Here is a 25,551-nt window from a genome sequence, read left to right on the forward strand (position 1 = left end):
CATCTACCCAACGGTGACGCCTTAGTCATGCGAAGATCCACAGGATCTGTCTGCCGAAGAGGACCGGCTTGCCCGCCGCGACGCCGATGCCGACGGGCCCCGGCTCAGAGTTTCTTCCTCAGCGCCCTCTGGATCTTCACAACCTCACCCTTCATCAAGATCAGGAAGTGCTTCTTGTCGAGGCGATTGGCGACCTCGCCATCCATTGTCATGTAATCGGTTCTGGGCCTAGGGATGGCTTCATCGGCAACCCTGATCTGTTCGATGACAATGCAGGGATTTCCTGCGCCGCCCGTGCATTTGAACCGCCGCGTCTCCTGATACTGTGACATCAACGCCCCTCCTAGCTGACAGCAAGCATCATCGTTTCCGACGCGGCGATTTCAAGTTTTATTTTAGTCAATACTGAAATAGATGGAGGGGAGATCGTCGAGATGAGCGGACAAAGCCCGGTGCTGGTTTGGACAGCGCCGGGCCTCTGCGACTGCAGTTGAGGGAAACGCAGTCAGCGCAACGACAAAGCAAAGCGTGCGTTGCCCACAAGGAACGCCTCCTAGCATCGGATGTTCCGACAATTCGAGGCATTGTCGGACGAGCCGTGTTTTGGTGCGCGCCTTCGCGCGTCGGCACAATGAGCGGCTGCCGTGCGCGTGATATCTACCGTGGCGCCTCGGCGGTGAACACCAGCGCTGACATCGGCCCTTCGATCGGACCTTTGCCGAAAGCCTGCTCGAGAGCCGCCGTGACTCGTGCCACGACGTCGAATTTCGGGTTGCGGGCTTCGATTTCCATGCGGAGCGGGCTGCCCTTGCAGAAGGCGGTTGCGGCGTCCCTTGCCGAGGACGCATGGGCAGTCTTTTCGACCTTGGTGAAAGCGGCCGACTCGAATCCGGCCCGTTCGAGTTCCGAGAGGATCGCCTCGGCATCAAAATAGCTGTGCGGCGTTCGCCGGAAGAAGTCCAGCGGATCTTCTGGAAACAATGCATCCGTCTCAGTCATCATGACCTTTGCGAAGGCGTTGCTCTCGAGGGAGTCCCAGGTGCTGAAGAGGAAGGTCCCTTTCGGCTTGAGTACGCGGAGGATTTCGCGGTAGGCGCGTTGCTTATCGGGAAAGAACATGACGCCGAACTGGCATGTGACGGTGTCAAAGATGTGATCGGGAAAGGGCAGGCTCAACGCGTCAGCCTGTCGCCATGCGATATGCCCGCCAGAATGTCTCAATGCGGCGACATCCAGCATCGCCTGGTTCAAATCGGTGGCGATGATTTGGGCGTGCGGAAGCGCCGACGATATCGCGCGCGTGAGGGCCCCGGACCCTGCTGCGACTTCGAGAACGCGGTGCGGATGAACCGATGCCAGGCGCTGCGCCAGATCGGCGGCATAAGGGTCAAACAGGATCGGCACCAGATACCGATCGTATGCTGCAGGGATATCGCCTTGGAAACACGCATCGTTCATCGCGATGGTCCTTACGCTCCGTCGCCGCGCCCGGAGCGTATATTAGAACCTTTCGATGCGTCTTTGAAGCCGCTGGCGGCGCTCGCATCTTCAGCGAGGGACGGTCATACCTAGTGCCTGTAGGTCGAGGTCATCAGCGAGATGCCTCGGCAGTCGAGCCAACTGATCTCGTGTGCGATTGCGTGTCTGACGTGAGATCTGACGAGATCTGAATGCGTAGAAGATGTCGAAGATTACAATGAGCGTGTTCATCGCGGCCTCCTTTCATCAGTACTAGCCGCTATGAACCAAGGGTATTGTCGGGTTGACTTTCAATCAAACAAAATGATATGGAAGTCAAATTCAGAAAAATTGAAAGATGTGACGATGAGCATTCCCTTTCGCCGTCCCATTCCTTTGCTTGACAACGACGTGCTGCGCACCTTCGTTGCCATTGCAGAGACCGGCAATTTTTCCACGGCCGCGGAAGCCGTCTATCGGACGCCGTCGGCGGTATCCATGCAGATCAAGAAGCTGGAAGAGCAACTCGGCGCCACGCTGTTTCTGCGTGATGCGCGATCGGTCAGTCTGACCCAGCATGGCGAAGTGCTGCTCTCCTACGCGCGCAACATCCTCGCTCTGTCGAACGAGGCCGTCTCGCGGTTCATCATGCCCGAGCTGAGCGGCGTGGTGCGGCTCGGCGCGCCTGAAGATATCGGCGAACGGCTGCTGCCGAATATCCTGAAAAGCTTCGCCGAGAGTTTCCCGAGCATCATGGTCGATGTCACCATAGACATGAGCATCGGCCTCAAGAAGCGCATGGAAGAGCAGCGCCTGGACCTGGCACTGATCAATTGCGCGACGCGTCCGCTGCCGACGGATGGGGAGATCGTCTTCCGCGAGAGGCTTGTATGGGCCGGTGCCAAATGTGGTACGGCGCACCGCCGCGATCCGCTGCCGATCTCGATCTGGGAGGATGGCTGCATTTGGCGCTCTGAGGCACTGTCTCAGCTTGAGCGAATGAAGCGCGGCTATCGTGTCGCTTTTCTTAGCGGCCACACCATGGCCCAGCGAGCGGCCGTCGTTTCCGACCTCGCGATCGCGCCCCTGCCGCGCTCCTATGTCACTGATGAGATGACAATTCTCGGCGTGCAGGAGGGGCTGCCCGAACTCGGTTCCTTCGACATCAGGCTGCTCACTGCGTCACAGATGAACAACCCGATGCGGGCGGTAGCCGATAGCATCCGCTTTGCCTTTGCGGAAAAAGCCAAGGCCGTAGCGGCTTGACAACTTAGTACGGACCTCTTTTCTTCCTCCGGGGTTTAATGCGCGCGGAGTCGCCCGCGCGTGGACGATTGAAAAGAAGGATTTCGCAATGACGACAATGGCCAAGATCGGCTCCGCCCTCGCAATTCTGCTCGTGCTTTCTTCGTGTGGAAACACAATCCGCGGCATCGGTCGCGACACGGCAAATGCCGTAAACGCGACTCAGGATGCAGGTCGTTCGGTCGGTCGCGCGGCCACCAGGTAAGACGGCGTCAGATCACCGCCGGCGGGTAGGCCCTTTCCAGCCCGCCGGGACGCGAAAGCCCACTCCGGAACGCCGCATAGGCCGGGTGCTGGCTTGATTTCGCTGCCTCCATGAGGCGTATCTGCAGGCGGGCCGGCGCTGCGCCGCCAATCCATTTCCCAAGGCTCTCGAGTTTCAGCGTATTCAGGAATGGCGCGCTCGCGGCATTGTTCAGGTGACGGTGAAGACCATCGATGACGTTCTCGTCCTGTGCCGCATTTTCCATCAGCAGGGAGACGTAGGATTTTTCCTGCTCCTCCAGGCTGGCAAGCTTCGAGGCGATTGTGTCGCGGTCGGGAAACGGGGTGGATGTCATCTTTTTTCTCTTCGTCTGGGCAAGCAGCTTGGCACGATTGGGTGCCGCCGCTTACAGGAAACCGATACCGTCAGAAGACGGCTGCTCCTTTTGCCCGCTCACTCTTGCGCGAATCCTGCGCTGACCAATCGAAGAATATTGCACCGTCTGGTGAGCGATTGCTTTGCTCTTCCTAGAGCCCGGCCTTGACCTTCTGCGCGACATCGGCAGGAACCCATTTGGTCCATAGCGCGGCGTAGTTCTGGAGGAAGTAGACGGTGGCTTCCTCGTTGCTCTTGTGGTTGTCATCCTGCCAGGCGAGCACTTCGTTGATTGTCGTATTGTCCCACGAGCGGAGCTTCAGGTAATCCATGGCCGGTCCGGCACGGTCGGCGAAGGCTTTGGTGACAATCGTAAAGGCCCGTGAGACGGGATAGGAATTCACCTGCGGCCGCGCGCAGCCGGGGACAGATGTGCACTTATCCCATTCTGCCTTGTCATGACCCACGCCGAAGCTCAGGCGCGTCATGTCGTATTTGCCGAGGACGGCCGTGGGTGCCCAGTAATAGCCAAGCCAGCCCTCCTTTTTCTGGAAGGCGTTTGCGATAGAATCATCAAGGTCCTGTGGGCTGCCGGTTTCGATCAACTGAAACCCGCTCTTCTCGGCGTCCAGCGCGCGGAACAGGTTGGATGTCGAAATCTGACAGCTCCAGCCGACGGGGCAACTAAAGACGGCGCCCTGCGATGCATTTCCCGGCGCGGGGAAGAGTTCCGGATGCTTGAGCGCATCCTGTACGCTGCGGATATTGGGGTTAGCGTCGGCGACGAATTTGGGTATCCACCAGCCTTCGACAGCTCCCTCCGAAAGGATTTCCGCCGCCAGGATCAGCCTGCCTTCCTTGACCGCACCGTCGAGTTCTGTGCGGACGGAATTGATCCAGAACTCCGAAGCGATATCCGGCTCACCGTTCTCGTTCATCGACAGGAAGGTCGGCATCGTGTCGCCCGGGACGATTTTGACAGAGCAGCCATAACCCTTCTCAAGAATGAACCTGTCGAAGTTGGCCGCAATACCCGCCGAAGCCCACTTCATTTCAGCGATGGTGACGTTGCCGCATTCGGCAGCCTGCGCAGTCGTAGCGGCCGCACAGATTCCCGCGGCGAGCAGGATCGACGTGCAGAGAGATCTCATTTGCCTTCCCATTCTTGCTGCCCCGCCACAACTAGGCGTTCCGCGTCTTGCGGAGACTTTATCCTGTTTGTCCGGCTATTGCTGTGGCGCTCGTCTTGATGCCTTGGAATGGCAGCCTACGCGTTCGGCTGTGGAAATCAATCGTTCTTCTGTGCATGAGGCGTGAAGTCTAAGCGTCTGATTTGAAAACGTATTGCCAGCCCCACCAAAAGGTTACTACGAGCGTCCCAAAGCCGGAAAATGCCGAAATTCATCTTTGCTTAGGGAGTTGCTAACCGTCCGGTAACAATGTGGCGGTATCTGTTCTTCCGTGGCGGGGGACACCGCCGCTTCTCCGGATCAGGTAATGCGTCCCGGAGAACGTGAGCTTCGCCGTGTATGGGCGAATGCGCCAGCGTATTTCGGCAGGCCGCGCTACCCTAAGCGGGTGACGTGGCCTTCGCATTTTCGGCGCTCGCGATTGACCACGGCAGAGAGGCCGTTGTAGGCGGGGGTCGGGTTCTCCGGAGTTCCGTGACAATGACCAAGGCCATCATGCTGCAAGGGACCGGCTCCGATGTCGGCAAGACCGTTCTTGTCGCGGGGCTTTGCCGTCTTGCTGCCAATCGTGGCCTTTCGGTCCGTCCCTTCAAACCGCAGAACATGTCGAACAATGCCGCGGTCGCCGACGACGGCGGCGAGATCGGCCGGGCGCAATGGCTGCAGTCGCTTGCCGCGCGTGTGCCGTCCTCGGTGCACATGAATCCTGTATTGCTCAAACCGCAATCCGAATACGGCAGCCAGATCATCGTTCAGGGCAAGGTCTGGGGGCAGGCCAAGGGACGGGACTATCAGAAACTCAAGCCAGCGCTCCTCGACTACGTGATGCAGAGCTTTTCGGCCGTTTCGGCCGGAGCGGATCTTGTGATCGTGGAAGGCGCAGGTTCGCCCGCCGAAATCAATCTCAGGGCCGGCGATATCGCCAATATGGGATTTGCCACCCGTGCCGGTGTGCCTGTCGTGCTTGTCGGCGATATTGACCGCGGGGGCGTGATCGCCTCGCTGGTTGGGACGCATACGATCCTCTCCGAGGACGACCGGGCAATGATATCCGGCTACCTCATCAACAAGTTCCGTGGCGACGTCTCGCTCTTTGATACGGGTATCGATGCGGTGCGCCGCTTCACCGGATGGCCATGCTTCGGTGTCGTGCCGTGGCTCAAGCACGGTTCGCGTCTGCCGGCCGAGGACTCGGTGGCGTTGGAACGCCTCGCACGCGGCGGCACGGGGGCACTCAAGGTCGCCGTGCCGGTCTTTACCCGCATCGCAAATTTCGATGATCTCGACCCCTTGAAGGCGGAGCCGGATGTCGATTTGGTTTTCGTCCGCGTGGGCGAGCGGCTGCCTGCGGACGCGCGGCTGGTGATCTTGCCCGGTTCGAAATCAACGATATCAGACCTGGCTGATATGCGTGCGCAGGGTTGGGATGCCGACATACTGGCCCATGTGAAGCGGGGTGGTCGGGTGATCGGGATTTGCGGCGGCTATCAGATGCTCGGGCGCAAGGTCCATGATCCCCTGGGCATCGAGGGACATGCGGTGGATATGGCGGGCCTCGGGCTGCTTGACGTCGAGACGGAGATGGCGCCTGAAAAGACCGTCCGCAACAGTGTTGCGACAGCAGTGGAGGACGGGTCCCCGCTTTCCGGCTACCAGATCCATCTCGGTATCACCTCCGGCGAAGACTGTGGCCGGCCGTTCGCGATCGTCGATGGCAGGCCGGATGGCGCGGTATCGGCAGACGGCCGGATTGCGGGAACCTATCTGCATGGGCTGTTCGCCAGCGACATCTACCGTTCTCGCTTGCTGCGCAGCTTTGGCCTTTCGGGCGACACGAATGACTATCGTGCCGGCGTCGAGAAAGCCCTGGACGACGTTGCGGCCGAGCTGGAAGCCTGTCTTGACCGGCGCTGGCTGGACGAACTTCTCGGCTAGATCTCGCCGGATATTTCGCGGCGGCGGCGATCGAGTTCTTCGCTGTAACGGCGCAGCGTATGCGCCTCGCTCAACTGGCCGACAACCTTGCGCTCAATCAGATTGTTGACGACGGCGAGCGCTTCGCTTTCGGTCTTGTCGAAGATGGCAGCTGCCTGCTTGGCGTTCATCTGCGGCTGCAGGAAATCGTTCTTGTAGCGGATGAATTCGCTGAGATCCTTGCCGGTTTCGTCGGTATCGGTCAGGTTCGCGTAAATCTCCGGAACGAGCACGAGGCCGCTGTACTTGCCGGTACCATCGACCAGGACGACCCGCTGCGCCGAGCCGATGGGGAAGCGTTCCTTGAACTCATCGATCGAGAGAGCGGCATTGGCGGTCTTCACATCGGCGCGCATCAGCCGGTCAACCGTTAGGTTGCGGATCCAGCCGACATCGTGCGCGCTGCGAATGCTCTCGCCGCGCAGGTGGAAGCGCCATGTTGCGAAGGAGTAGCCGAAGGTGCTGCGGACGACGAGCGAGGAGGTGATGACCGCCGCCAGCACAAGCGCCGTGATCGGAAAGTCGCCGGTAATTTCGAGAGCAAGGAACGTCATCGTCAGCGGCCCGCCGATGACGGCGACCGCAAGCGAACTCATGCCGACGACCGCGTAGATGACCGGTGTCAGCGTAGCGTGAGCGAAGTAGGGGGCGGAATAGGCGAAGAACTTGCCTACCAGCGCGCCCATGAACAGCGACGCGAAGAACAGACCGCCTCTGAAGCCCGAACCGATCGAGATCGCGGAGGCGAAGGCTTTCAGGAGGAACAGGCCCACGAGCACCGGAATCGCGACGTCGCGCCCGAGGTTGAGGTGGAGCGCGCCATGTCCTGCCGACAGCACCTGCGGTGTGATCAGCGCGAGGAGGCCAACGACGATGCCGCCAAGGGCAGGGCGCAGCGGCGTCGCGATCGAACTCCGGCGAGCCAATTCCTCGATCCAGGCAACGCCCTGCATGATCATGATACCGACACCCGCACAGAATGCGCCGAGCAGGAGAGCCGGGACGTAATCAGCCGGCATGACCGTACCGAATTCGCCAACGTCGATCAGGAAATCGCTGCCACCGAGCAGCCGAGCCACCAGCGTCGAAACCAGCGCAGAAACCACAACCGGCGTTAGCGAGACGATGGTGTACGAGCCGATGATGAGCTCGAAGGCGTAGAATGCGCCGGTCAGCGGGGCATTGAAGGCAGCGGCAATCGCACCCGCTGCGCCGCACCCAACGAGAACGCGCAGGTCCGAGCGGCGAAGCTGCAGCTTCAGCCCGAGCTTCGAGGCCAGTCCGGCCGCCAGCTGCGTGTAACCGGCTTCCAGGCCGACGGAGGCCCCGAAACCATTAGAAATAAGATTTTGGACTGCGACCAGAATGCTATCGGTGAGAGATAGCCGACCGCCATGCAGTGCGTTCGCCTCGATCGGATCCACCATCGGCTTCTTGCGGGTCTTGGCAAGCACGAACAGCAACAGACCCAGGAGAATGCCGCCGCAGACCGGCGCCGTCAGCAACAGCAGCTTGTTGTCGATCTGCGACGAACTCAGTCTCTCGACGTCGCTGATTCCGAAGATCAGGCTGTGCATTTCGCGGGAAATGAGACCCATACCGGTCACCGCCAAACCCGATATGACACCGACGATCGCGCCGGCGATGACCATCCCCATCTCGCTGCGGCGCAGCAGGGCGCGCATCCGCCCGATATCGAGAAGGGTATGAAACGGACCGAAGCGGCGAATATCGATTTTGAGGAGCATGGCAGGAAAACTAGGCGGGCGCAGGCGCGTTCAAGTGCGAGGAAGGGAGGGGCAAATCAGTGGCGCGACCCGCTTGCGATGCAATTGCGGCAAAAGACCGGCGCGGACAATAATTATTTATGACGTAAGCCACTGATAAAAGACGATAAATCTTGTAGAGTAGGTCGACTTGACAGCGTTTCGCGGCGATGACGGCAATCTTAGGAGCGACGGCTTTTGATTGACTTCAGGAGTGGCCTTGCCTAACGATGACGCCATAACGGATGGTTCCGGACCGGTTGAATCGGTGCGGATGAAAAGGGAATGTGAAGCGGTGGACCCAATTCGGGCACCGTCATCAGAGCCGACCCCGCGACTGTAGAGCGGTCAGGGTTTTCCGTCCGGCGTTGGTTTCGCGTGGCTGACAGCCTGCAAGGGTGCAGGCGGGCTGTGCGAAAGTGGCGACGGAAAAGTCACTGGCAGTGCATCATGATCAACCGGGGCAGGACGCCTCTTACGTCTACGAATCGTCCGCCTTTTCATGAAATGCAGCCGGGAAGGCGAGGAAGATCCGCTGGCACGATCTGGGGCGACCGGTTTCCGGTTTGCCCCGATCGCGGCCAAGACCCGCGAGCCAGGAGACCTGCCAACTGTGCCGGGCGAAAAGCCCATTCCTGGGTGATGCCCGCTGCCAGCACGGAGGTTGTCATGGCTGAAAGACAGATTTGCCGGCTGCGCTCCGCAGTCGTTCCGGTCTCTCGCGGAAGGCTTCCGAAGATCGGTCAGCGTTTTCCATGAGCCCGATATCATCAGGCGCGACTTTCATCCTGGGCGGCGCGCGCTCGGGCAAATCGCGTTTTGCCGAGCAACTGGTCGTCTCGAGCGGCCTGGAGCACCATTACGTGGCGACCGGTCGGGCTTGGGACAACGAGATGCGCGCCCGGATCGACAAGCACAAAGCCGATCGCGGCGATCTCTGGCATACCCATGAAGAGCCGCTGGATCTTGTCGGCTGCCTGCGGGCGATCGATGGCGAGAAGCGGGCAGTTTTGGTGGATTGCCTGACGCTTTGGATCACCAATCTGATGATGGAAGACCGCGACATAGGGGCGGAATTTGCCTCGCTTGTGGCGTATCTGCCGACGGCACGAGCCCGTCTCGTCATCGTTTCCAATGAGGTCGGTCTCGGTATCGTGCCGGAAAACCGCATGGCGCGGGAGTTTCGGGACCATGCCGGCCGTCTGCATCAAATGATCGCGGCCGAGGCCGTGGATGTGTATTTTATCGCGGCTGGACTGCCGTTGAAGATGAAGGGTTGAATTTCATGAACCAGCAGAAAATTCCGGCGACCGTGATCACGGGTTTCCTCGGCGCCGGCAAGACGACGATGATCCGCAATCTGCTCTCCAATGCCAACGGTAAGAAGATCGCGCTTATCATCAACGAATTCGGCGATCTCGGCGTCGACGGCGACGTGCTCAAGGGCTGCGGCGCGGAGAACTGCACCGAGGATGACATCATCGAGCTCACTAATGGCTGCATCTGCTGCACGGTTGCCGACGACTTCATTCCGACGATGACCAAGCTTCTGGAGCGCGAACAGCGCCCCGACCATATCGTTATTGAAACATCCGGTCTCGCGCTGCCGCAGCCGCTCGTTGCGGCGTTCAACTGGCCTGATATCCGCACGCAGGTCACCGTCGATGGCGTCGTTACCGTTGTCGACAGCGCCGCCGTTGCCGCGGGCCGCTTCGCGGACGATCACGATGCCGTCGAGGCTCGTCGGGTCGAAGACGAGTCGCTCGACCATGAGAGCCCGATCGAGGAGCTTTTCGAGGACCAGCTGACCTGCGCCGATCTGATCGTACTCAACAAGACCGACCTTCTCGACACCGCCGGCCTTGGTCGCGTGCGCGATGAGGTTGCTTCCCGTATCGCTCGCAAGCCTGTCATGATCGAGGCGCGCAATGGCGAGGTTCCGGCAAGCGTGCTGCTCGGGCTCGGCGTCGGTACGGAAGACGATGTGGTCAATCGCAAGTCCCACCATGAACTCGAACACGAGGACGGCGTGCCGCACGATCATGACGAGTTCGACAGCTTCGTGGTCGAGCTTGGTCCTGTTGCCGATCCGGCAGCCTTCGTGGATGCGCTGAGGGGCATCATCGGGGAACATGACGTGCTGCGGCTCAAGGGCTTCATCGATGTTCCCGGCAAGCCGATGCGCCTGCAGTTGCAGGCGGTCGGCAGCCGGATCGACCACTATTTCGATCGCGCCTGGTCGCCGGGCGAAGCACGCGGCACCCGTCTTGTCGTCATCGGCTTGCACGAGATGGACGAAGCGGCGGTGCGCAAGGCGATCGAAGCGCTGGCATAAGGCAAGACCGATGCATCTGCTTCTGGCACAGCAGGGAACAATCAGTGACGCCGAGGAGGCGATCGATCTCGGTCAATCGCCCGGCGATGTCCTGTTCCTGTCGGCTGCCGATACCGAGCTTGCCGCGATAGCCGCCGCTTATGACGAACCGTCGGCCGGCTTCTCGCTGCGGCTGGCAAGCCTGATGAGCCTGAAGCATCCAATGTCGGTCAATGCCTATATCGAGCGGACGGCCCGCCACTCCAAGCTAATCGTCGTGAGGGCGCTGGGTGGCGCCAGCTACTTCCACTATGCGCTGGAGGCGCTCCATACGGCGGCAGCTCGATCTGGCGCGTTCATCGCCGTGCTGCCCGGAGATTCGAAGTCCGATGCGGGGTTGACACCATTTTCGAATGTACCGCTTGAAGACCTGAACGCCCTTTGGGCCTATCTCATCGAAGGCGGCGATGCCAATTCGCGGGCGTTTCTGGACTATGCCGGTGCGATGCTCTCGGGAACTGAAAAGCCGGAAGCGGCATCGCCGCTGATGAAGGCTGGGATCTGGTGGCCGGGCAAGGGCGTCGTCGGCGTCGACGAGTGGAGGTCGGCGTGCGACGAACGGGTGCGCTTCGTACAGGGAGTGTCACAAACGCCTGTGGTCGCGGTCAGCTTCTATCGCGCGCTCGTGCAAAGCGGAGAGACCAAGCCTGTCGAAGCCTTGATCGATACGCTGCTGGCTGAAGGCATCCGGCCGCTGCCGGTGTTTGCTTACAGCCTCAAGGATCCTGTCTCGAAGGGCATTCTCGAAAGTGTTTTTAACGCCATCAAGCCCGAGGTGGTGATCAATACGACAGGCTTTGCCGTGTCTGCGCCTGGTGCGGATCGCGAGCAGACCGTGCTCGAGGCGAACGACGCGGTGGTGCTTCAGGCGATCTTTTCGGCGTCGTCGCGCCAAGCGTGGGCCGCTTCCTCGCAGGGGCTCTCCGCACGCGACCTTGGAATGAATGTTGCGCTGCCGGAGGTTGACGGACGGGTGCTTGCCCGAGCGGTTTCATTCAAGTCGGCATCGCGCTACGACGCGCGCGTCGAGGCCAATATTGTCGGCAGCGAGCCGGATATCGAGCGGATGCGCTATACAGCGCGGCTTGCAGCCAACTGGGCCAATCTGCGGACGACACCCGTCGGCAAGAGACACATCGCTCTCGTCATGGCGAACTATCCGAACCGCGATGGCAGACTCGGTAACGGCGTCGGGTTGGACACGCCCGCCGGCACCGTTGAGGTGCTGAAGGCAATGGGTGGCGCCGGCTATCCAGTCGCGGATATTCCCGATGATGGCGATGCGCTGATACGACGCCTGATGGAAGGGCCGACAAGTTCAGGACAGGATGGGAAGCTTGTTCGCGAATCGCTTTCAGTGAGTCGATACAAGGCTTTCTTCGGAAGTCTTCCCAAAAAGATTCAGGATGAAATCTGTGGGCGTTGGGGCGCACCCGAGGCCGATCCCTATGTCGTGGAGGGCGCTTTTGCGCTGCCGTTCATGCGTCTTGGTGAGCTGCTGGTCGGCATCCAGCCGGCGCGCGGCTACAACGTCGATCCAAAGGAAAGCTACCATTCCCCGGATCTCGTGCCACCGCATGGCTATCTTGCCTTTTACGCTTTCCTTCGCCACGAATTCGGTGCCCACGCCGTTATTCACATGGGCAAGCACGGCAATCTGGAATGGCTGCCGGGCAAGGCGCTGGCTTTGTCAGTGGAATGCTACCCCGAAGCTGTCCTCGGCCCCATGCCGCATCTTTATCCCTTCATCGTCAACGATCCCGGCGAGGGGACGCAAGCCAAGCGTCGCGCCGGCGCCGTGATCATCGATCATCTGACGCCGCCGCTGACGCGTGCCGAGAGCTACGGGCCGCTCAAGGATCTGGAAGCGCTGGTCGACGAATACTACGAGGCGTCGGGCGGTGATCCGCGCCGCATCCGGCTTCTCAGCAAGCAGATCCTCGATCTCGTGGCCGACATCGGCCTCGATCGCGATGCCGGCATTGACAAGGGTGAGAGCGAGACGGAGGCTTTGAAGAAGCTCGACGCCTATCTCTGCGATCTCAAGGAGATGCAGATCCGCGACGGCCTGCATGTTTTCGGCGTCTCGCCGCAGGGACGGTTGCTGACGGATCTGACGGTCGCGCTGGCCCGGGTTCCGCGCGGGCTCGGACAGGGAGGTGACCGTAGCCTTCAGCGTGCGATTGCCGCGGATCTCGACTTGGCGTTCGACCCGCTCGATTGCGATATGGCCGAGGCCTGGGCTGGACCGCATCCGGATTTTCTCGTGGGCATCACGGACGCTGTCTGGCGAACGAACGGCGATACAGTCGAGCGGATCGAACTTCTTGCCGCAAAGTTGGTGGCAGCTGAGTTCACCTGCCCGGAGAACTGGGCAGCGACGCGCGCCGTTCTTGAGGAGATCGAGATGCGCCTCAGGCCAGCCATTCTCGCCTGTGGGACGGCGGAGATCGAAGGTCTGCTCCGCGGGCTCGATGGGCGTTTCGTGCCGCCCGGTCCGTCAGGTGCGCCCACGCGAGGACGTCCCGATGTGCTGCCGACAGGGCGGAATTTCTACTCGGTCGACAGCCGTGCCGTGCCGACGCCGGCGGCCTACGAGCTCGGGAAGAAGTCCGCTGAACTCGTGATCCGCCGTTACGTGCAGGATCACGGCGAATGGCCGGTCTCCTTCGGCCTGACCGCCTGGGGCACCTCGAACATGCGCACGGGCGGCGATGACATCGCCCAGGCTCTGGCCTTAATCGGCGTGAAGCCGGTGTGGGACATGACCTCGCGGCGCGTCACCGGCTATGAAATCATCCCGCCCGCATTGCTGCGGCATCCGCGTGTCGATGTGACGCTGCGTATCTCAGGCTTCTTCCGGGATGCCTTTCCGGAACAGATTGCACTGTTCGACAAGGCAATCCGTGCCGTCGGGGCGCTGGAAGAAGATGCTACCGACAACCCGATTGCGCAGCGCATGCGCGGCGAGGCTGCACGGCTTGAAGCGGCCGGACTGGACCCGGCCCAAGCAAGCCGTCGGGCCGGCTATCGCGTTTTCGGCTCGAAGCCAGGCGCCTACGGTGCCGGCTTGCAGGCATTGATCGACGAGAAGGGATGGGAACGCCGGGCCGATCTCGCTGAAGCCTATCTCGTGTGGGGAAGCTACGCTTATGGCGCCGGCGAAGAGGGCCGGGCAGAGCGTGGTGTCTTCGAAGAGCGCCTCCGCTCGATCCAGGCGGTCGTGCAGAACCAGGACAATCGCGAGCACGACCTTCTTGATAGCGACGATTATTACCAGTTCGAGGGCGGTATGGCGGCTGCGGCCGAAATGCTCGCGGGTGATCGGCCAGCGATCTACCATAACGATCACTCCAGGCCCGAGAAGCCGGTGATCCGGTCTTTGGAAGAGGAGATCGGGCGTGTCGTGCGCGGCCGTGTCGTCAATCCGAAGTGGATCGACGGCGTCATGCGCCATGGCTACAAGGGCGCTTTCGAGATCGCCGCGACCGTCGACTACCTCTTTGCCTTTGCGGCAACGACGGGCGCTGTGGGCAATCATCATTTCGAAGCCGTCTACCAGGCCTTCGTGGTTGATCCGAAGGTGCGCGATTTCATGATCGAGAAGAACCCAGCCGCCTTCGAGGATATCAAGGAGCGGCTGCTCGAGGCCATCGATCGCCATCTCTGGACGCCGCGCAGCAATTCCGCGCGCTTCGACCTTTCAGACACATTCAAGCTTGCATCCGGGGAGAATTGAGATGACTGCCGAAAATACCGAAACCGCTGGCCACGACGACGCGCGCCACGCCGAGAAGATGGCGAAGAAGAAGGCCGCCCGCGACAAGATCATGGCGACGAAGACGGACGAAAAGGGCCTCATCATCGTCCATACCGGCAAGGGCAAGGGCAAGTCGTCCTCCGCATTCGGGATGATTTTCCGGCATATCGCGCACAGAAAGCCGTCTGCCGTCGTTCAGTTCATCAAGGGCGCGATGTGGACCGGCGAGCGCGACCTGATCGAAAAGCACTTCTCCGACATCTGCCAGTTCCACACCATGGGCGAGGGCTTCACCTGGGAGACGCAGGATCGCGCTCGCGATGTGGCTGCGGCTGGTACAGCCTGGGAGAAGGCGAAAGAACTGATCCGCGACGAACGGAATTCGATGGTGCTCCTCGACGAGATCAATATAGCGTTGCGCTACGACTACCTCGATATCAACGAAGTGGTCGAGTTCCTGAAGAACGAGAAGCCGTATATGACCCACGTCGTCCTGACCGGGCGCAACGCCAAGGATGAGCTGATCGAGATCGCCGATCTCGTCACCGAGATGGAGCTGATCAAGCATCCGTTCCGTTCCGGCATCAAGGGACAGCCCGGCGTGGAGTTCTGATGACACAGAGTTGGATTTTCTGGGCGGTGCTTTCGGCGGCGTTTGCTGCGTTGACGGCGATCTTTGCAAAGATCGGCGTCGTCGGCATCAATTCCGATCTCGCCACGCTGATCCGCACTGTCGTTATCATCTTCATCATCAGCGCCATTGTTGTGGCAACCGGGCAATGGCAGCCCTTCTCCAGCATTTCAGGCAAGACCTGGCTTTTCCTTTGCCTTTCAGGCGCCGCGACGGGCGCCTCGTGGCTTGCCTATTTCCGCGCACTGAAGATCGGCGATGCCGCACGCGTCGCGCCGATCGACAAGCTTTCCATCGTTCTTGTCGCGGTTTTCGGCGTCGTCTTTCTCGGTGAAAAGCTCAATCTCATGAACTGGCTCGGCGTAAGCCTGATTGCCGGCGGGGCGCTCTTGCTCGCCTTGTTCTAGCCGCTCGCCTGTGCCGTTGTTGCGAGAAGTCTTGCCGTTTCCTCGTTCGCGGGGAAAAAGGATTCGATCGCAAGTTCGGAAAGGGTGACGTCCACGGGCGTGCCGAAAACAGTGGTTGTCGAAAGGAAAGAGAGCAGGCCTGCTTCCGTTTCCAGTTCGAGCGGCACGGCGATGCCGGCATAGTCGGCTTTCCTGCTCGTCTCCGGCCGGCCACCGCTTAGCGGGTAGGCGGACAATTCCTTCAGCAGTTCGCCGAGAATCGGATCTCCCGTGGCCGAAATCTGTTGGTGCAGCCGCTCGAGGAGATGTGCGCGCCATTCCGGCAGATTGACAATCTTCGGCGCCAACCCATCGGGATGCAGGCTGAGGCGGAGAACGTTGATTGGCCCTTCCCGCAAAGCGCGATCCCTGACGCCCTCAAGAAGCGGGGCGATCGCGTCATTGGCGGCAATCAATGTCCAGTGCCGGTCGATCGCAAGGGCGGGGTAGGGCTCGTGTCCCTTGAGGATCATGTCGACTGCCTGCCGCGCCGGTCGAAGGGTCGGATCGTCGAGCGAACGCTCGGAAAACAGCGGCGCAAAACCTGCGGCCAGCAGCAGCGGATTGCGATCCCTGAGCGGCACGCCGAGCCGTTCGACCAGATGCAGCAGCATGTCGCGGCTTGGGATCGACCGCCCGCTCTCGATGAAACTCAGATGTCTCTGCGAGATTTCGGCCTCCAAGGCAAGGGCGAGCTGGCTCATTCGGCGCTTCTGCCGCCAGTCGCGCAGATAGTCCCCAAGGGAGCGGGCGGGCGTCATCATCATGCGGCTTCCGGGAGTTGGTCGATGAAGCCGTGCACGGATTTCAGTCGTCCACCTTCGAGCACCGCGAAATCGGTGCCCTTGATGAGGTGTTCCCCGCCCGTCGGTCCGAGACCCCACGAGAAGCGCAGGTTGTCGCCGTAGCCATCGGCGGTGCCGACGAGTTCGAACCGGAAACCCGGGAAGCGCGCATGCACGGCTTCAACAAGTGCGTTGATCTGCTCATGGCCTTCGCCGCGCATCAAGGGATCGATATAGGTTGCCGCTTCATGCCAGCTTTCCGCGATCAAGGCGGTGCGGCGGGTCGCATCCGTCTCGTTCCAGATCGCGATGTAGCGCTGGGCTTCGGTGTTCGCATCGGTCATCAGATCATCTCCTGTTGGCGCCTGGTTCGTCCAGACATCGCGATCATGGAGAAGCGCCGGCGCCTCATCAATTACGCCGAAGGTAATCGGACGCGGCGTCAGATTTCGAGCCAGATACGGATGGGATTGGCCGGATCGGCCAGAAGCTTGATCGTGAAGGCGACGCAGACGATGACGAGCAGCGGCTTGATCAGGCGGGCGCCGGTGCGCATCGCAAGCCGGGAGCCGAGCTGCGCCCCCAGAAATTGGCAGACGCCCATCATCAAGCCGATCTTCCAAAGGATCGCACCGAAGGAAATGAAGACGATGAGCGCGCCGATATTCGAGCCGAGGTTCAGAAGCTTGGTGTGCGCCGTTGCCTTCAACATGCCGAAGCCGGCAAGGGATACGAAGGACAGCATGAAGAAGGAGCCGGCACCAGGACCAAAGACGCCATCGTAGAATCCGATTGCCGGAACCAGCGTCAGGCCGAAGACGAAGGGCGTCATGCGGCGATGCTTGTCGACGTCATTCAGGTTCGGCTTCAAGGCAAAATAGAGAGCGATTGCCACAAGCAGGATCGGCATGACCGCGCGCAGCACTTCGCCCGGAACGACCGTTGCCAAGGCGGCGCCGAGAGACCCGCCGAGGACTGCCATCAAGGCCATCGGCAATTGCGTGCGCAGATGCACGTGTCCCTTTCGGGCATAGGCGATCGTGGCGGAAGCTGCCCCGAATACGGATTGCACCTTGTTGGAGCCCAGCGTTTGCAGCGGAGGAATACCGGCAATCAGCATCGCCGGGACCGTGATCAGGCCACCGCCGCCCGCGATGGAATCGACGAAGCCGGCGAAAAAGCCAGCTGCAGCCAGCATGAATAGCAGATGAGGGGCAAGGTCAGACAAGGAGGGAGAACTCTGGAATGTGGTACGCGGCGCATGTTGCATTTCCAGCCCCGTGCTGCAATGGCTTGAGGAACACAGGGGCGGGTTTCATTGTCGCATGTGACCGAAATTGTATTCGATGGGACGCGCCGGTACGTGCTCGGTCTCGGCTGCGAGCGCGGAACGCCTGAAAACGAGGTGAGCGAGCTTGCCAGCGCGGCGTTGACGGCGGCGGGTATCGACCCCGGTGAGCTGGCGGCCGTTGCGTCGATCGATACGCGATGCAATGAGCCCGCGATCCTTGCAGCAGCGCGCCGCCTTGGCGTGCCGTTCTTGCTCTTCGCTCCGGCACGGCTCGAGGAAGAAACGCCGCGGCTGAAAAATCCTTCGGCAGTCGTCTTCGCCCGAGTGGGGTGTCACGGGGTTGCCGAATCGGCTGCGTTGGCGGCGATTGGGCCGCATGCGGAACTCGTCGTTCCGAAGACCAAGTCACGACGCGCCACCGCTGCGATCGCGTGCGCCCTGTTGCAGAAAGAATAGCGGACGCTATGGTGGCCGCCGACTTCGCGGCGCCGTCCGGCTGCCCTGCGACAATAACGAAAAGAGGCACACTCATGCACAAGGTCATTTATGACACGGATCCCGGCGTCGATGATGCAATGGCTCTGCTTTTTCTGCACCGCCATCCCGAGATCGATCTGCTTGGAATCACGACCGTGTTCGGCAACGCGTCGGTGGAGACGACGACGCGCAACGCGCTGTTCCTGAAGCGTGAGTGGAACATTCCCGCTCCGGTCGCCAAGGGCGCCAGCGTGACGATCGATCCAGCGCGCACAGAGGGGGCATGGCCGACCTTCGTGCACGGCGAGAACGGCCTCGGCAACATCGAAGTGCCCGAAACGATCGATCTGCCGCTCGATCCGCGTCCCGCTCACCGCTTCATCATCGATACCGTCCGCGCCCACCCGGGCGAGGTCAGACTGGTTGCCGTCGGTCGCATGACCAACCTGGCGATGGCGCTCAAGGAAGATCCGGAGATTGCGGGCCTCGTGAAGGACGTCGTCATCATGGGCGGCAACTTCTACGTTCCGGGCAACGTGTCGCCGGTCGCGGAAGCCAACATCCATGGGGATCCGGAAGCGGCCGACATCGTCCTGACCGCGCTCTGGAAGGTTGCCGTCATTGGCCTCGACGTGACCGCGATCACGACGATGAGCCGCGGCTATCTTGCCGACGTCGCGGCCAAGGGCGACAGCGCCGTAAAGCTGTTGAACGATCTTTCACAGGACTACATCGACTTCTACAAGCACGCAGTCGAAGACGGCATGATGGTTCACGACAGCTGTGCCTGCGTCTACGTAATCGCACCCGAGCGGTTCTCGACCATCAGCGGCCCGGTGCGCGTCGTCTGCGGCGGCATTGCCGATGGGCAGACAATCGTGAAACCGGACGGCCGCCGCTTCCCGCCGGGCGATTGGGACGGCCTGCCGAGCCAGGTCGTCTGCACCGGCATCGAGTCCGAAAAGGTGATCAGTCTCATACGCGACACGCTTCTGCGTGGGTGAGAACTTCGCCCGGTCGCGCGTCGGCTGGGCGTGAAATCTTGCTTGCCGCAAGAGGAGACGGAATGGTTGGAGGACGTGTGCCTTTCACATCTGTCTCGAGCGCGATCAGCGGCGTTGACCTTGCCTGCGACGGGGCATAGATCATGCCAATGATCGAAGCTGCGTTTTCACATCTGCCGGCTCTTGAGCCGGGCAGCGTTTGGCTTGTTGGTGCGGGCCCAGGCGAGCCCGGATTGCTGACGCTTCTTGCCGTCAAGGGATTGGCGGAGGCGGATGTCGTGGTTCACGATGCGCTCGTGAACGTCGATTGCCTGAAGCTTGCACGACCCGACGCCTTGTTGGAATATGCTGGAAAGCGTGGCGGCAAGCCGTCCGCCAAGCAGCGCGACATTTCGCTGCGGCTGGTCGAACTCGCCCACGCAGGCAAGCGCGTCCTGCGCCTCAAGGGCGGCGATCCCTTCGTCTTCGGGCGCGGTGGCGAGGAGGCGTTGACGCTAGTCGAGCACAATGTCCCGTTCCGTATCGTACCGGGCATTACCGCGGGTATCGGCGGGCTGGCCTATGCTGGCATTCCCGTCACGCACAGGGATGTCAACCATGCGGTGACGTTCCTGACGGGACACGATTCCTCGGGCATCGTGCCGGATGCGATCAATTGGGAAGCCATCGGCAAGGGCTCGCCTGTTATCGTTATGTATATGGCGATGAAGCATATCGATCAGATCAGCAAGAAGCTCGTCGCCGCTGGGCGATCGCCATCGGAACCGGTTGCCTTCGTCTGCAACGCATCGACCGGCCTCCAACAGGTGCTAGAAACCACGCTCGATGAGGCGCCGGCCGCTGTTGCAGCCTCCGGCCTCGAACCGCCGGCGATCGTGGTGGTCGGGGAGGTTGTCCGGCTGAGGCCGTCGCTCGATTGGCTGGGGGCGCTTGCAGGACGCAGGCTGCGCCCCGATCCATTCCAGGACTCGAACAGCAGGGAGACGGCATGAGCGGTTTGTTGATTGCGGCCCCGTCCTCCGGATCGGGGAAGACTACGGTGACTCTGGGCCTGCTGCGTGCGCTTCGTAAGCGCGGCATTGCGGTAGCGCCCGGCAAGGCGGGGCCCGACTATATCGATCCGGCCTTTCATGCGGCGGCCAGCGGCGTTGCCTGCCTCAACTTCGATCCATGGGCGATGCGCGCGGAATTGATCGCCGCCAATGCGACCCTGCATCGCTCTGGCGACCGCGTCCTCGTTATCGAGGCGATGATGGGGCTTTTCGACGGCGCGACCGACGGGAAGGGCACTGCGGCCGACCTTGCTGCCATGCTTGGTCTTTCCGTCGTGCTTGTCGTCGATGCGTCGCACATGTCGCAGTCGGTGGCTGCACTGGTAACGGGATTTGCGGGCTTTCGCGCGGATGTTCGCATCGCCGGCGTCATTCTCAATAAGGTTGGCGGCGAACGCCACGAGATGATGCTGCGCAAGGCGCTCGATGAGATCCGCATGCCGATTGTTGCCGTCGTCCGCCGTGACAATGACATCGCTCTTCCCGAGAGGCATCTYGGCCTCGTCCAGGCGGGAGAGCATGATATGCTTGAAAGCTTCATCGAGCATGCTGCCGATGCGGTGTCCGACGAATGCAATTTCGAGTTCCTGCTGCGCATTGCGCGCCAGGGGCTCAATCGCCCGTCCACTGCCAACATTCCTCGGTTGCCGCCGCTCGGCAGCAGGATAGCAGTGGCGCGCGACATCGCCTTTGCCTTCTCCTACGAGCACATGCTGCTTGGTTGGCGTCGGCGCGGTGCAGAAATCTCGTTCTTCTCGCCGCTTGCGGACGAGGCGCCGGATCCGGCGGCAGATGCGATCTATCTTCCGGGCGGCTATCCGGAGCTCCACCCCGGACGTATTGCGGCGGCCGCCAATTTCCGGGCCAAAGTGCTCGACGCCGCCAACAGGGGCGTGCGCATCTACGGGGAGTGCGGCGGATACATGGTTCTCGGCGAAGGGCTGATCGACGGGGCCAGCGTCCGTCATGAGATGCTCGGCCTCTTGCCTGTGGTGACCAGCTACGAGGAGCGCAAACGCCACCTGGGTTATCGCCGCGTGAAGCCATTGAACGGCGCCTATTTTGAGCTGCCTATGACCGCGCATGAGTTTCATTATTCGGCCGTGGTTTCCGAGGGTGAAGCCGATCGTCTCTTCCAGGTGACGGACGCGTTGGGCAATGACCTTGGACAAGCCGGGCTCCAGCGCGGGCAGATCGCAGGGTCCTACATGCATCTGATCGACCTTGCCGAGGGGGCAAGATGAACGCCCCGATTGTTCATGGAGGTGGCATCACGGCTGCCGCCGCAATGTACGGCGGCGAGGTAGAGCAGTGGCTTGACCTTTCGACGGGTATCAACCCGTGCCCGGTATCACTGCCGGCTATCCCAATGCGCGCCTGGCATCGCCTGCCCGACAAGCATCTCATCGATCGCGCGCGTGCGGCGGCGCGAGACTATTATCGCAGCTGCGACATCCTCCCGCTGCCTGTTCCCGGTACGCAATCGGTTATCCAGCTATTGCCGCGGCTCTTTGATGTTGCCGGACGGGTTGCCATTCTGGCTCCGACCTACGGCGAATATGAGCGCGCCTTCCGGATGGCAGGCCATTCCGTGGATCTGGTCTCCGGTCTGGATGACGTCAAAGCCGGTCACGCAATTGTCGTCATCGTCAATCCGAACAACCCCGATGGTCGCGTCTACGCTCCGGAGAAGGTCGTAGTATTCAGTGAAGAGATGAGGACCAGAGGAGGTTTCGTCGTTGTGGATGAAGCCTTCGGCGATACATGCCCCGAGATGAGCCTGACGCCGTTTGCCTCGCGGCTGCCGAATGTTCTCGTCTCTCGTTCCTTTGGCAAGTTCTTCGGGCTGGCAGGGTTGCGCCTGGGATTTGCCGTCGCCGCTCCGCAAATCCTGGCGCAACTCGAAGACCTGCTTGGGCCGTGGTCGGTGTCCGGTCCCGCGCTTTCGATCGCAACGGATCTCCTTGCATCGGATCTGGCCCCGATACAGCTGCGGATCTCCGAGAGGGCCGATGCGCTACGCACGATTCTCGAGCAAGGCAGTCTAAGCATTGTCGGAGGAACGCACCTCTTTGCACTCGTCGATCACGAGCAAGCCGCCGAGCTGCACCGGCATCTATGCCAGCATCGCATTCTGGTTCGCAAATTCGATTATCAGCCGCGTTGGCTGCGCTTCGGTCTCGCCGCCGATGCGGCCGGCGACCAACGGCTATCTGATGCATTGCAGAGTTATAGATCATGACATTTGACCATAATCTTCTCGTGCTGGTTCTCGCGCTTCTGCTCGACAGGATTGTCGGGGACCCAGATGCGCTGTGGATGCGCATGCCGCACCCCGTTGCGCTCTTCGGAAACGCGATCTCTCGAGTCGACCGGATGTTCAATCGCACGGAACTTCACAAGCGCGTGCGGCGCCGCAACGGCGTCTGGTCGATCGCCGGTCTTTTGATCCTCAGTGCCGCTGCGGGTTTCGTCTTGCATCGCTTCTTCTCGTTGTTCGGCCTGATCGGGATCCTCCTTGAAGTTGTTTGCGTTGCCGTCTTCATGGCGCAGAAGAGCCTTGCCGATCATGTGGAGGCCGTTGCCGCCGGATTGAAAACCGAAGGCATCAGTGGCGGCCGGCTGGCTGTTTCGCGGATTGTCGGGCGTGATCCGGAAACACTGGACGAGCCCGCCGTCTGCCGTGCGGCAATCGAGAGCCTGGCCGAGAATTTCTCGGATGGCGTGGTTGCTCCAGCGCTGTGGTACGCCGTTTTTGGCTTGCCCGGCCTATTCGCCTACAAGATGCTGAACACGGCGGACTCGATGATCGGACACAAGTCCGACAGGTATGCCGATTTCGGCTGGGCGGCTGCTCGGTTGGACGACTTTGCCAACTGGCCGGCTGCGCGCCTTTCGATTTTCCTGATTGCGGCCGGGGCCTGGCTGCGGCGAGGGAGCGCCGCCTGCCGGGAAGCGCTGCGTATTGCCGCCCGCGACGGCGGCCTGCATCGCTCTCCCAATTCCGGCCGGCCGGAGGCGGCGATGGCGGGGGCGCTGAATGTGCAACTTGCTGGCCCACGCGTTTATTCCGGGGTTGTCGTCATGGAGCCGATGATCAACGGCAGCGGACGTGAAACGGCAACGGTCGCCGACATCGAGGATGGCGTCTCGGTCTTTTATGCCAGCTGTTCGATCCTTGCGGGGACCGCCCTGGTTCTTTTCCTGGTACTGCTCTGATCGCGAAGGGGTGAGTTCACCCAGCACGCTGTGCGGCAAGCCGCCCGTGTGCTTTGCTGTTTAAGCAACACTGGTCGTGCAAATTGCGTGCCGGGAGGGAGGAAAGCATTGGCTTTTTGAAATGGATTTGCCTATGAGGAGGGTTAACTCGTCATTTCAAGAGGTAAGTGCGTGACCGCCACATTCGATAAAGTTGCCGACATCATTGCAGAAACCAGCGAGATCGATCGCGATACGATCAAGCCGGAAAGCCATACGATCGACGACCTCGGTATCGACAGCCTCGACTTCCTCGATATCGTCTTCGCGATCGACAAGGAATTCGGCATCAAGATCCCGCTCGAGAAGTGGACGCAGGAAGTCAACGAGGGCAAGGTTTCCACGGAAGAATATTTCGTGCTGAAGAACCTCTGTGCCAAGATCGACGAGCTGCGCGCCGCCAAGGCCTGATTGGCGCCGTCATCTTTTTCTCCGCCCTGCCGCTGTTAACCATGGCGGCCGGGCGGTTTCGTTCCTAAGTAGGCCTAGCCGCAGGGCAGGTATCCTTGTGGCCGGAGGATTCGATGCTACTGGAGTACTTCCAGATGATTGACCGCATCGAGGCGGTCAACCTTCAGAAAGGGACGCTCAAGGCGCGCTCTGTCGTGCCTGCGAAAAGCCCGGTCTTTGAAGGTCATTTTCCCGGTATGCCCCTGGTTCCCGGTGTGCTGCTGATCGAAACGATGGCGCAGGCATCCGGCATGCTCGTGCTGGCGGCCACCGATTTTGCCGCAATGCCGTTCCTGATGTCCGTCGACGGGGCCAAGATGCGTACCTTCGTGGAACCCGAGGCGGTGTTGGACATCGAGGCGTTTCTGGAACACGACGGCTCCGGATTTGCGGTAACCAAGGCAAAGATTACGAGCGGCGGTAAGAAGGTCTGCGACGCGCAGCTCAAGCTGCGGACCATGCCTTTCAGCGAGGTTCCGCTTGGAGATATCGTCAAGAAGCGTGCCGCTGAAGTTGGCCTCATGGATGCGATTGCTTCGCAGGGAGTAAATGAATGAGCAAGGCTCAGAATGATGTCGTGATCACGGGCGTCGGCATTGTAACGTGCCAGGGCGTCGGCAAGGAGCCGCATATCGCGCTGCTCACTGCTGAAGGCGCGCCGCAGACAATCGTCGAGCTTGAGAAATTCAAGCCCTATCCGGTCCACCCGCTTCCGGAGATCGACTGGTCGCAGCAGATCGCCAAGCGCGGCGACCAGCGGCAGATGGAAAACTGGCAGCGTATCGGTGTTTTCGCCGCTGGTCTCGCTCTCGATGACGCCGGCTTCAAGGAAGACGCGGAAGCCTGCGGCACCATGGACATGATCGTCGCTGCTGGCGGCGGCGAGCGCGACATCAATGTCGATACGCTGATCGTCGACGAAGGCCTGAAGCGCAACGACCGTGAGGTTCTCCTGAACGAAAAGCTGACGACGGAACTGCGCCCGACGCTATTCCTGGCGCAGCTGTCCAACCTGCTCGCCGGCAACATTTCCATCGTCCACAAGGTTACCGGTTCTTCGCGGACCTTCATGGGCGAAGAGTCCGCTGGCATCTCCGCTGTCGAGACGGCCTTCCATCGCATCAAGTCGGGCGAATCGACGCACGCACTGGTCGGCGGGGCTTATTCGGCGGAACGTCTGGACATGGTCCTCCTGTTCGAGGCGATCAATGTCTACTGCCGCAACGAATGGCAGCCGCTTTGGTCCCGAGATCACGGCGGCGTCATTTCTGGATCGCTCGGCGCGTTCCTCGTCCTGGAGTCGCGCGCGCATGCGGACGCACGTGGCGCGCACATCTATGCGTCGATCTCGTCCATTGAAGGCGATCGCGGCAATCGCAACTCGGGCAACCTCGAGAAGCGCCTTGAGCGATTGCTGGAAACCGCGTCCGACCTTCCGCCGGAGAGCACCGCAATCTTCTCCGGCTCTACGGGCATTCCTGACCTCGCCGGCCGTGAGAAGGCCGTGCTCGAGCGTCATCTGCCTGGCGCCGCTGTTCGCGGCTTCGGCGGTGTCACCGGCCATGGACTTGAGGCGCATTTTACGCTCGGCCTGGCGCTGGGGGCGTTGGCCGTCGACAGTAAGGCGAAGATTCCGGTCTTCGATCAGGCCCATGAAAAGCCGATGGCGGCCGCGACCAAGGCGGCCGTCGTTACTACAGTCGGTCATCAGCGCGGCGAAGGCGTCGCGGTTCTTTCCGCGGAAGCGTGA

25 protein-coding genes and 1 riboswitch are annotated in these 25,551 nt (G+C 61.1%); of the genes, 17 read left to right on the forward strand and 8 right to left on the reverse strand.

Going from position 1 to position 25,551, the window contains the following annotated elements; all coding sequences use genetic code 11:
• Positions 1-104 precede the first annotated feature (104 nt).
• The gene (locus tag AC1DE4_RS23745) at positions 105-332 is read right to left on the reverse strand and encodes a hypothetical protein (protein ID WP_477883353.1); all 228 of its coding nucleotides are present in this window, start codon (positions 330-332) and stop codon (positions 105-107) included.
• A gap of 325 nt (positions 333-657) precedes the next feature.
• The gene (locus tag AC1DE4_RS23750; protein ID WP_018854702.1) at positions 658-1,458 is read right to left on the reverse strand and encodes a class I SAM-dependent methyltransferase; all 801 of its coding nucleotides are present in this window, start codon (positions 1,456-1,458) and stop codon (positions 658-660) included.
• Positions 1,459-1,782: 324 nt separating this feature from the next.
• On the opposite strand from AC1DE4_RS23750, the gene AC1DE4_RS23755 reads away from it, so the two are divergent.
• Both AC1DE4_RS23755 and AC1DE4_RS23760 read left to right on the forward strand, forming a co-directional pair.
• Positions 1,783-2,724, forward strand: coding sequence for a LysR family transcriptional regulator (locus AC1DE4_RS23755; RefSeq protein WP_025660718.1), 942 nt, complete (start codon positions 1,783-1,785; stop codon positions 2,722-2,724).
• A gap of 88 nt (positions 2,725-2,812) precedes the next feature.
• Positions 2,813-2,968, forward strand: a complete 156-nt coding sequence (locus AC1DE4_RS23760; RefSeq protein WP_007788385.1) for an entericidin domain-containing protein — start codon at positions 2,813-2,815, stop codon at positions 2,966-2,968.
• A 7-nt stretch (positions 2,969-2,975) separates the two neighbouring features.
• Here AC1DE4_RS23760 and AC1DE4_RS23765 read toward each other — a convergent pair whose 3' ends face one another.
• Positions 2,976-3,323: a hypothetical protein gene (locus AC1DE4_RS23765; protein ID WP_477883355.1), complete on the reverse strand. Its 348-nt coding sequence runs from the start codon at positions 3,321-3,323 to the stop codon at positions 2,976-2,978.
• 172 nt (positions 3,324-3,495) lie between these two features.
• Positions 3,496-4,494: a glycine betaine ABC transporter substrate-binding protein gene (locus tag AC1DE4_RS23770; protein WP_062371170.1), complete on the reverse strand. Its 999-nt coding sequence runs from the start codon at positions 4,492-4,494 to the stop codon at positions 3,496-3,498.
• A 519-nt stretch (positions 4,495-5,013) separates the two neighbouring features.
• Here AC1DE4_RS23770 and AC1DE4_RS23775 point away from each other — a divergent pair.
• Complete coding sequence (locus AC1DE4_RS23775) at positions 5,014-6,468, forward strand: cobyric acid synthase (protein WP_477883357.1); 1,455 nt, start codon at positions 5,014-5,016, stop codon at positions 6,466-6,468.
• Here the strand turns inward: AC1DE4_RS23775 and AC1DE4_RS23780 are convergent.
• Entirely contained in the window at positions 6,465-8,255 is a 1,791-nt protein-coding gene (locus tag AC1DE4_RS23780; RefSeq protein WP_018854708.1) for a chloride channel protein, read from the reverse strand. The two genes, AC1DE4_RS23775 and AC1DE4_RS23780, sit on opposite strands and share 4 nt — an antisense overlap.
• A gap of 247 nt (positions 8,256-8,502) precedes the next feature.
• A riboswitch (cobalamin riboswitch) is annotated at positions 8,503-8,899 on the forward strand.
• Positions 8,900-9,028: 129 nt separating this feature from the next.
• Between AC1DE4_RS23780 and cobU the strand changes: the two genes are divergently transcribed.
• Genes cobU through AC1DE4_RS23805 form a run of 5 tightly spaced genes read left to right on the forward strand, consistent with a single transcriptional unit; the run spans position 9,029 to position 15,445 of the window.
• Positions 9,029-9,553: a bifunctional adenosylcobinamide kinase/adenosylcobinamide-phosphate guanylyltransferase gene (gene cobU, locus AC1DE4_RS23785; RefSeq protein WP_192240558.1), complete on the forward strand. Its 525-nt coding sequence runs from the start codon at positions 9,029-9,031 to the stop codon at positions 9,551-9,553.
• 5 nt (positions 9,554-9,558) lie between these two features.
• Positions 9,559-10,608, forward strand: a complete 1,050-nt coding sequence (gene cobW, locus AC1DE4_RS23790; protein ID WP_477883360.1) for a cobalamin biosynthesis protein CobW — start codon at positions 9,559-9,561, stop codon at positions 10,606-10,608.
• 10 nt (positions 10,609-10,618) lie between these two features.
• On the forward strand, positions 10,619-14,386 hold the full coding sequence (cobN, locus tag AC1DE4_RS23795) for a cobaltochelatase subunit CobN (protein ID WP_477883362.1): 3,768 nt from the start codon (positions 10,619-10,621) through the stop codon (positions 14,384-14,386).
• A 1-nt stretch (position 14,387) separates the two neighbouring features.
• On the forward strand, positions 14,388-15,020 hold the full coding sequence (gene cobO / locus AC1DE4_RS23800) for a cob(I)yrinic acid a,c-diamide adenosyltransferase (RefSeq protein WP_018854712.1): 633 nt from the start codon (positions 14,388-14,390) through the stop codon (positions 15,018-15,020).
• Positions 15,020-15,445 carry an EamA family transporter gene (locus tag AC1DE4_RS23805; protein ID WP_192240560.1) on the forward strand — a complete coding sequence of 142 codons (426 nt, stop codon included), beginning with the start codon at positions 15,020-15,022 and terminating at the stop codon, positions 15,443-15,445. Before cobO ends, AC1DE4_RS23805 begins: the two co-directional genes overlap by 1 nt.
• Here AC1DE4_RS23805 and AC1DE4_RS23810 read toward each other — a convergent pair.
• The 3 genes from AC1DE4_RS23810 to AC1DE4_RS23820 form a co-directional block, all read right to left on the reverse strand.
• Complete coding sequence (locus AC1DE4_RS23810; RefSeq protein WP_192240626.1) at positions 15,442-16,245, reverse strand: helix-turn-helix domain-containing protein; 804 nt, start codon at positions 16,243-16,245, stop codon at positions 15,442-15,444. The genes AC1DE4_RS23805 and AC1DE4_RS23810 overlap by 4 nt on opposite strands.
• A gap of 2 nt (positions 16,246-16,247) precedes the next feature.
• The gene (locus AC1DE4_RS23815; protein ID WP_018854715.1) at positions 16,248-16,613 is read right to left on the reverse strand and encodes a nuclear transport factor 2 family protein; all 366 of its coding nucleotides are present in this window, start codon (positions 16,611-16,613) and stop codon (positions 16,248-16,250) included.
• Between the two features lie 98 nt (positions 16,614-16,711).
• A complete protein-coding gene (locus AC1DE4_RS23820; protein WP_025660706.1) occupies positions 16,712-17,497 on the reverse strand; it encodes a TSUP family transporter in 786 nt (261 codons plus the stop codon).
• Positions 17,498-17,596: 99 nt separating this feature from the next.
• Here AC1DE4_RS23820 and AC1DE4_RS23825 point away from each other — a divergent pair, with 99 nt between their 5' ends.
• The 9 genes from AC1DE4_RS23825 (at position 17,597) to AC1DE4_RS23865 (ending at position 25,551) form a co-directional block, all read left to right on the forward strand.
• Positions 17,597-18,016 (forward strand): cobalamin biosynthesis protein, encoded by a 420-nt coding sequence (locus AC1DE4_RS23825; RefSeq protein ID WP_018854717.1) that lies wholly within the window; start codon positions 17,597-17,599, stop codon positions 18,014-18,016.
• Positions 18,017-18,090: 74 nt separating this feature from the next.
• Positions 18,091-19,041, forward strand: a complete 951-nt coding sequence (locus tag AC1DE4_RS23830; protein ID WP_192306516.1) for a nucleoside hydrolase — start codon at positions 18,091-18,093, stop codon at positions 19,039-19,041.
• A 149-nt stretch (positions 19,042-19,190) separates the two neighbouring features.
• Positions 19,191-20,033, forward strand: a complete 843-nt coding sequence (gene cobA, locus AC1DE4_RS23835; protein WP_025660704.1) for a uroporphyrinogen-III C-methyltransferase — start codon at positions 19,191-19,193, stop codon at positions 20,031-20,033.
• A complete protein-coding gene (locus tag AC1DE4_RS23840; protein ID WP_025660703.1) occupies positions 20,030-21,337 on the forward strand; it encodes a cobyrinic acid a,c-diamide synthase CobB in 1,308 nt (435 codons plus the stop codon). Before cobA ends, AC1DE4_RS23840 begins: the two co-directional genes overlap by 4 nt.
• A complete protein-coding gene (gene cobD, locus AC1DE4_RS23845; protein WP_477883364.1) occupies positions 21,334-22,335 on the forward strand; it encodes a threonine-phosphate decarboxylase CobD in 1,002 nt (333 codons plus the stop codon). The genes AC1DE4_RS23840 and cobD overlap by 4 nt, the downstream gene beginning before the upstream one ends.
• On the forward strand, positions 22,332-23,312 hold the full coding sequence (gene cbiB / locus AC1DE4_RS23850; protein ID WP_018854722.1) for an adenosylcobinamide-phosphate synthase CbiB: 981 nt from the start codon (positions 22,332-22,334) through the stop codon (positions 23,310-23,312). The genes cobD and cbiB overlap by 4 nt, the downstream gene beginning before the upstream one ends.
• A 171-nt stretch (positions 23,313-23,483) precedes the next feature.
• Positions 23,484-23,762, forward strand: coding sequence for an acyl carrier protein (locus AC1DE4_RS23855; RefSeq protein WP_007533215.1), 279 nt, complete (start codon positions 23,484-23,486; stop codon positions 23,760-23,762).
• 113 nt (positions 23,763-23,875) lie between these two features.
• A complete protein-coding gene (locus tag AC1DE4_RS23860; RefSeq protein WP_018854723.1) occupies positions 23,876-24,358 on the forward strand; it encodes a 3-hydroxyacyl-ACP dehydratase FabZ family protein in 483 nt (160 codons plus the stop codon).
• Positions 24,355-25,551 carry a beta-ketoacyl-ACP synthase gene (locus AC1DE4_RS23865; protein ID WP_018854724.1) on the forward strand — a complete coding sequence of 399 codons (1,197 nt, stop codon included), beginning with the start codon at positions 24,355-24,357 and terminating at the stop codon, positions 25,549-25,551. Before AC1DE4_RS23860 ends, AC1DE4_RS23865 begins: the two co-directional genes overlap by 4 nt.

Source organism: Rhizobium sp. 10N414 (assembly GCF_056394785.1).

What these genes read in the sequence shown, in the direction of transcription:
- cobO (WP_018854712.1), top strand. Translation starts at nt 14,388, where the DNA reads ATGACTGCCGAAAATACCGAAACCGCTGGCCACGACGACGCGCGCCAC.
- AC1DE4_RS23765 (WP_477883355.1), bottom strand. Translation starts at nt 3,323, where the DNA reads ATGACATCCACCCCGTTTCCCGACCGCGACACAATCGCCTCGAAGCTT.
- AC1DE4_RS23755 (WP_025660718.1), top strand. Translation starts at nt 1,783, where the DNA reads ATGATATGGAAGTCAAATTCAGAAAAATTGAAAGATGTGACGATGAGC.
- AC1DE4_RS23805 (WP_192240560.1), top strand. Translation starts at nt 15,020, where the DNA reads ATGACACAGAGTTGGATTTTCTGGGCGGTGCTTTCGGCGGCGTTTGCT.
- AC1DE4_RS23770 (WP_062371170.1), bottom strand. Translation starts at nt 4,494, where the DNA reads ATGAGATCTCTCTGCACGTCGATCCTGCTCGCCGCGGGAATCTGTGCG.
- AC1DE4_RS23750 (WP_018854702.1), bottom strand. Translation starts at nt 1,458, where the DNA reads ATGAACGATGCGTGTTTCCAAGGCGATATCCCTGCAGCATACGATCGG.
- AC1DE4_RS23775 (WP_477883357.1), top strand. Translation starts at nt 5,014, where the DNA reads ATGACCAAGGCCATCATGCTGCAAGGGACCGGCTCCGATGTCGGCAAG.
- AC1DE4_RS23865 (WP_018854724.1), top strand. Translation starts at nt 24,355, where the DNA reads ATGAGCAAGGCTCAGAATGATGTCGTGATCACGGGCGTCGGCATTGTA.
- AC1DE4_RS23745 (WP_477883353.1), bottom strand. Translation starts at nt 332, where the DNA reads ATGTCACAGTATCAGGAGACGCGGCGGTTCAAATGCACGGGCGGCGCA.
- cbiB (WP_018854722.1), top strand. Translation starts at nt 22,332, where the DNA reads ATGACATTTGACCATAATCTTCTCGTGCTGGTTCTCGCGCTTCTGCTC.
- cobA (WP_025660704.1), top strand. Translation starts at nt 19,191, where the DNA reads ATGATCGAAGCTGCGTTTTCACATCTGCCGGCTCTTGAGCCGGGCAGC.
- cobN (WP_477883362.1), top strand. Translation starts at nt 10,619, where the DNA reads ATGCATCTGCTTCTGGCACAGCAGGGAACAATCAGTGACGCCGAGGAG.
- AC1DE4_RS23780 (WP_018854708.1), bottom strand. Translation starts at nt 8,255, where the DNA reads ATGCTCCTCAAAATCGATATTCGCCGCTTCGGTCCGTTTCATACCCTT.
- AC1DE4_RS23860 (WP_018854723.1), top strand. Translation starts at nt 23,876, where the DNA reads ATGCTACTGGAGTACTTCCAGATGATTGACCGCATCGAGGCGGTCAAC.
- AC1DE4_RS23830 (WP_192306516.1), top strand. Translation starts at nt 18,091, where the DNA reads ATGCACAAGGTCATTTATGACACGGATCCCGGCGTCGATGATGCAATG.
- cobW (WP_477883360.1), top strand. Translation starts at nt 9,559, where the DNA reads ATGAACCAGCAGAAAATTCCGGCGACCGTGATCACGGGTTTCCTCGGC.
- AC1DE4_RS23810 (WP_192240626.1), bottom strand. Translation starts at nt 16,245, where the DNA reads ATGACGCCCGCCCGCTCCCTTGGGGACTATCTGCGCGACTGGCGGCAG.
- AC1DE4_RS23815 (WP_018854715.1), bottom strand. Translation starts at nt 16,613, where the DNA reads ATGACCGATGCGAACACCGAAGCCCAGCGCTACATCGCGATCTGGAAC.
- cobD (WP_477883364.1), top strand. Translation starts at nt 21,334, where the DNA reads ATGAACGCCCCGATTGTTCATGGAGGTGGCATCACGGCTGCCGCCGCA.
- cobU (WP_192240558.1), top strand. Translation starts at nt 9,029, where the DNA reads ATGAGCCCGATATCATCAGGCGCGACTTTCATCCTGGGCGGCGCGCGC.
- AC1DE4_RS23760 (WP_007788385.1), top strand. Translation starts at nt 2,813, where the DNA reads ATGACGACAATGGCCAAGATCGGCTCCGCCCTCGCAATTCTGCTCGTG.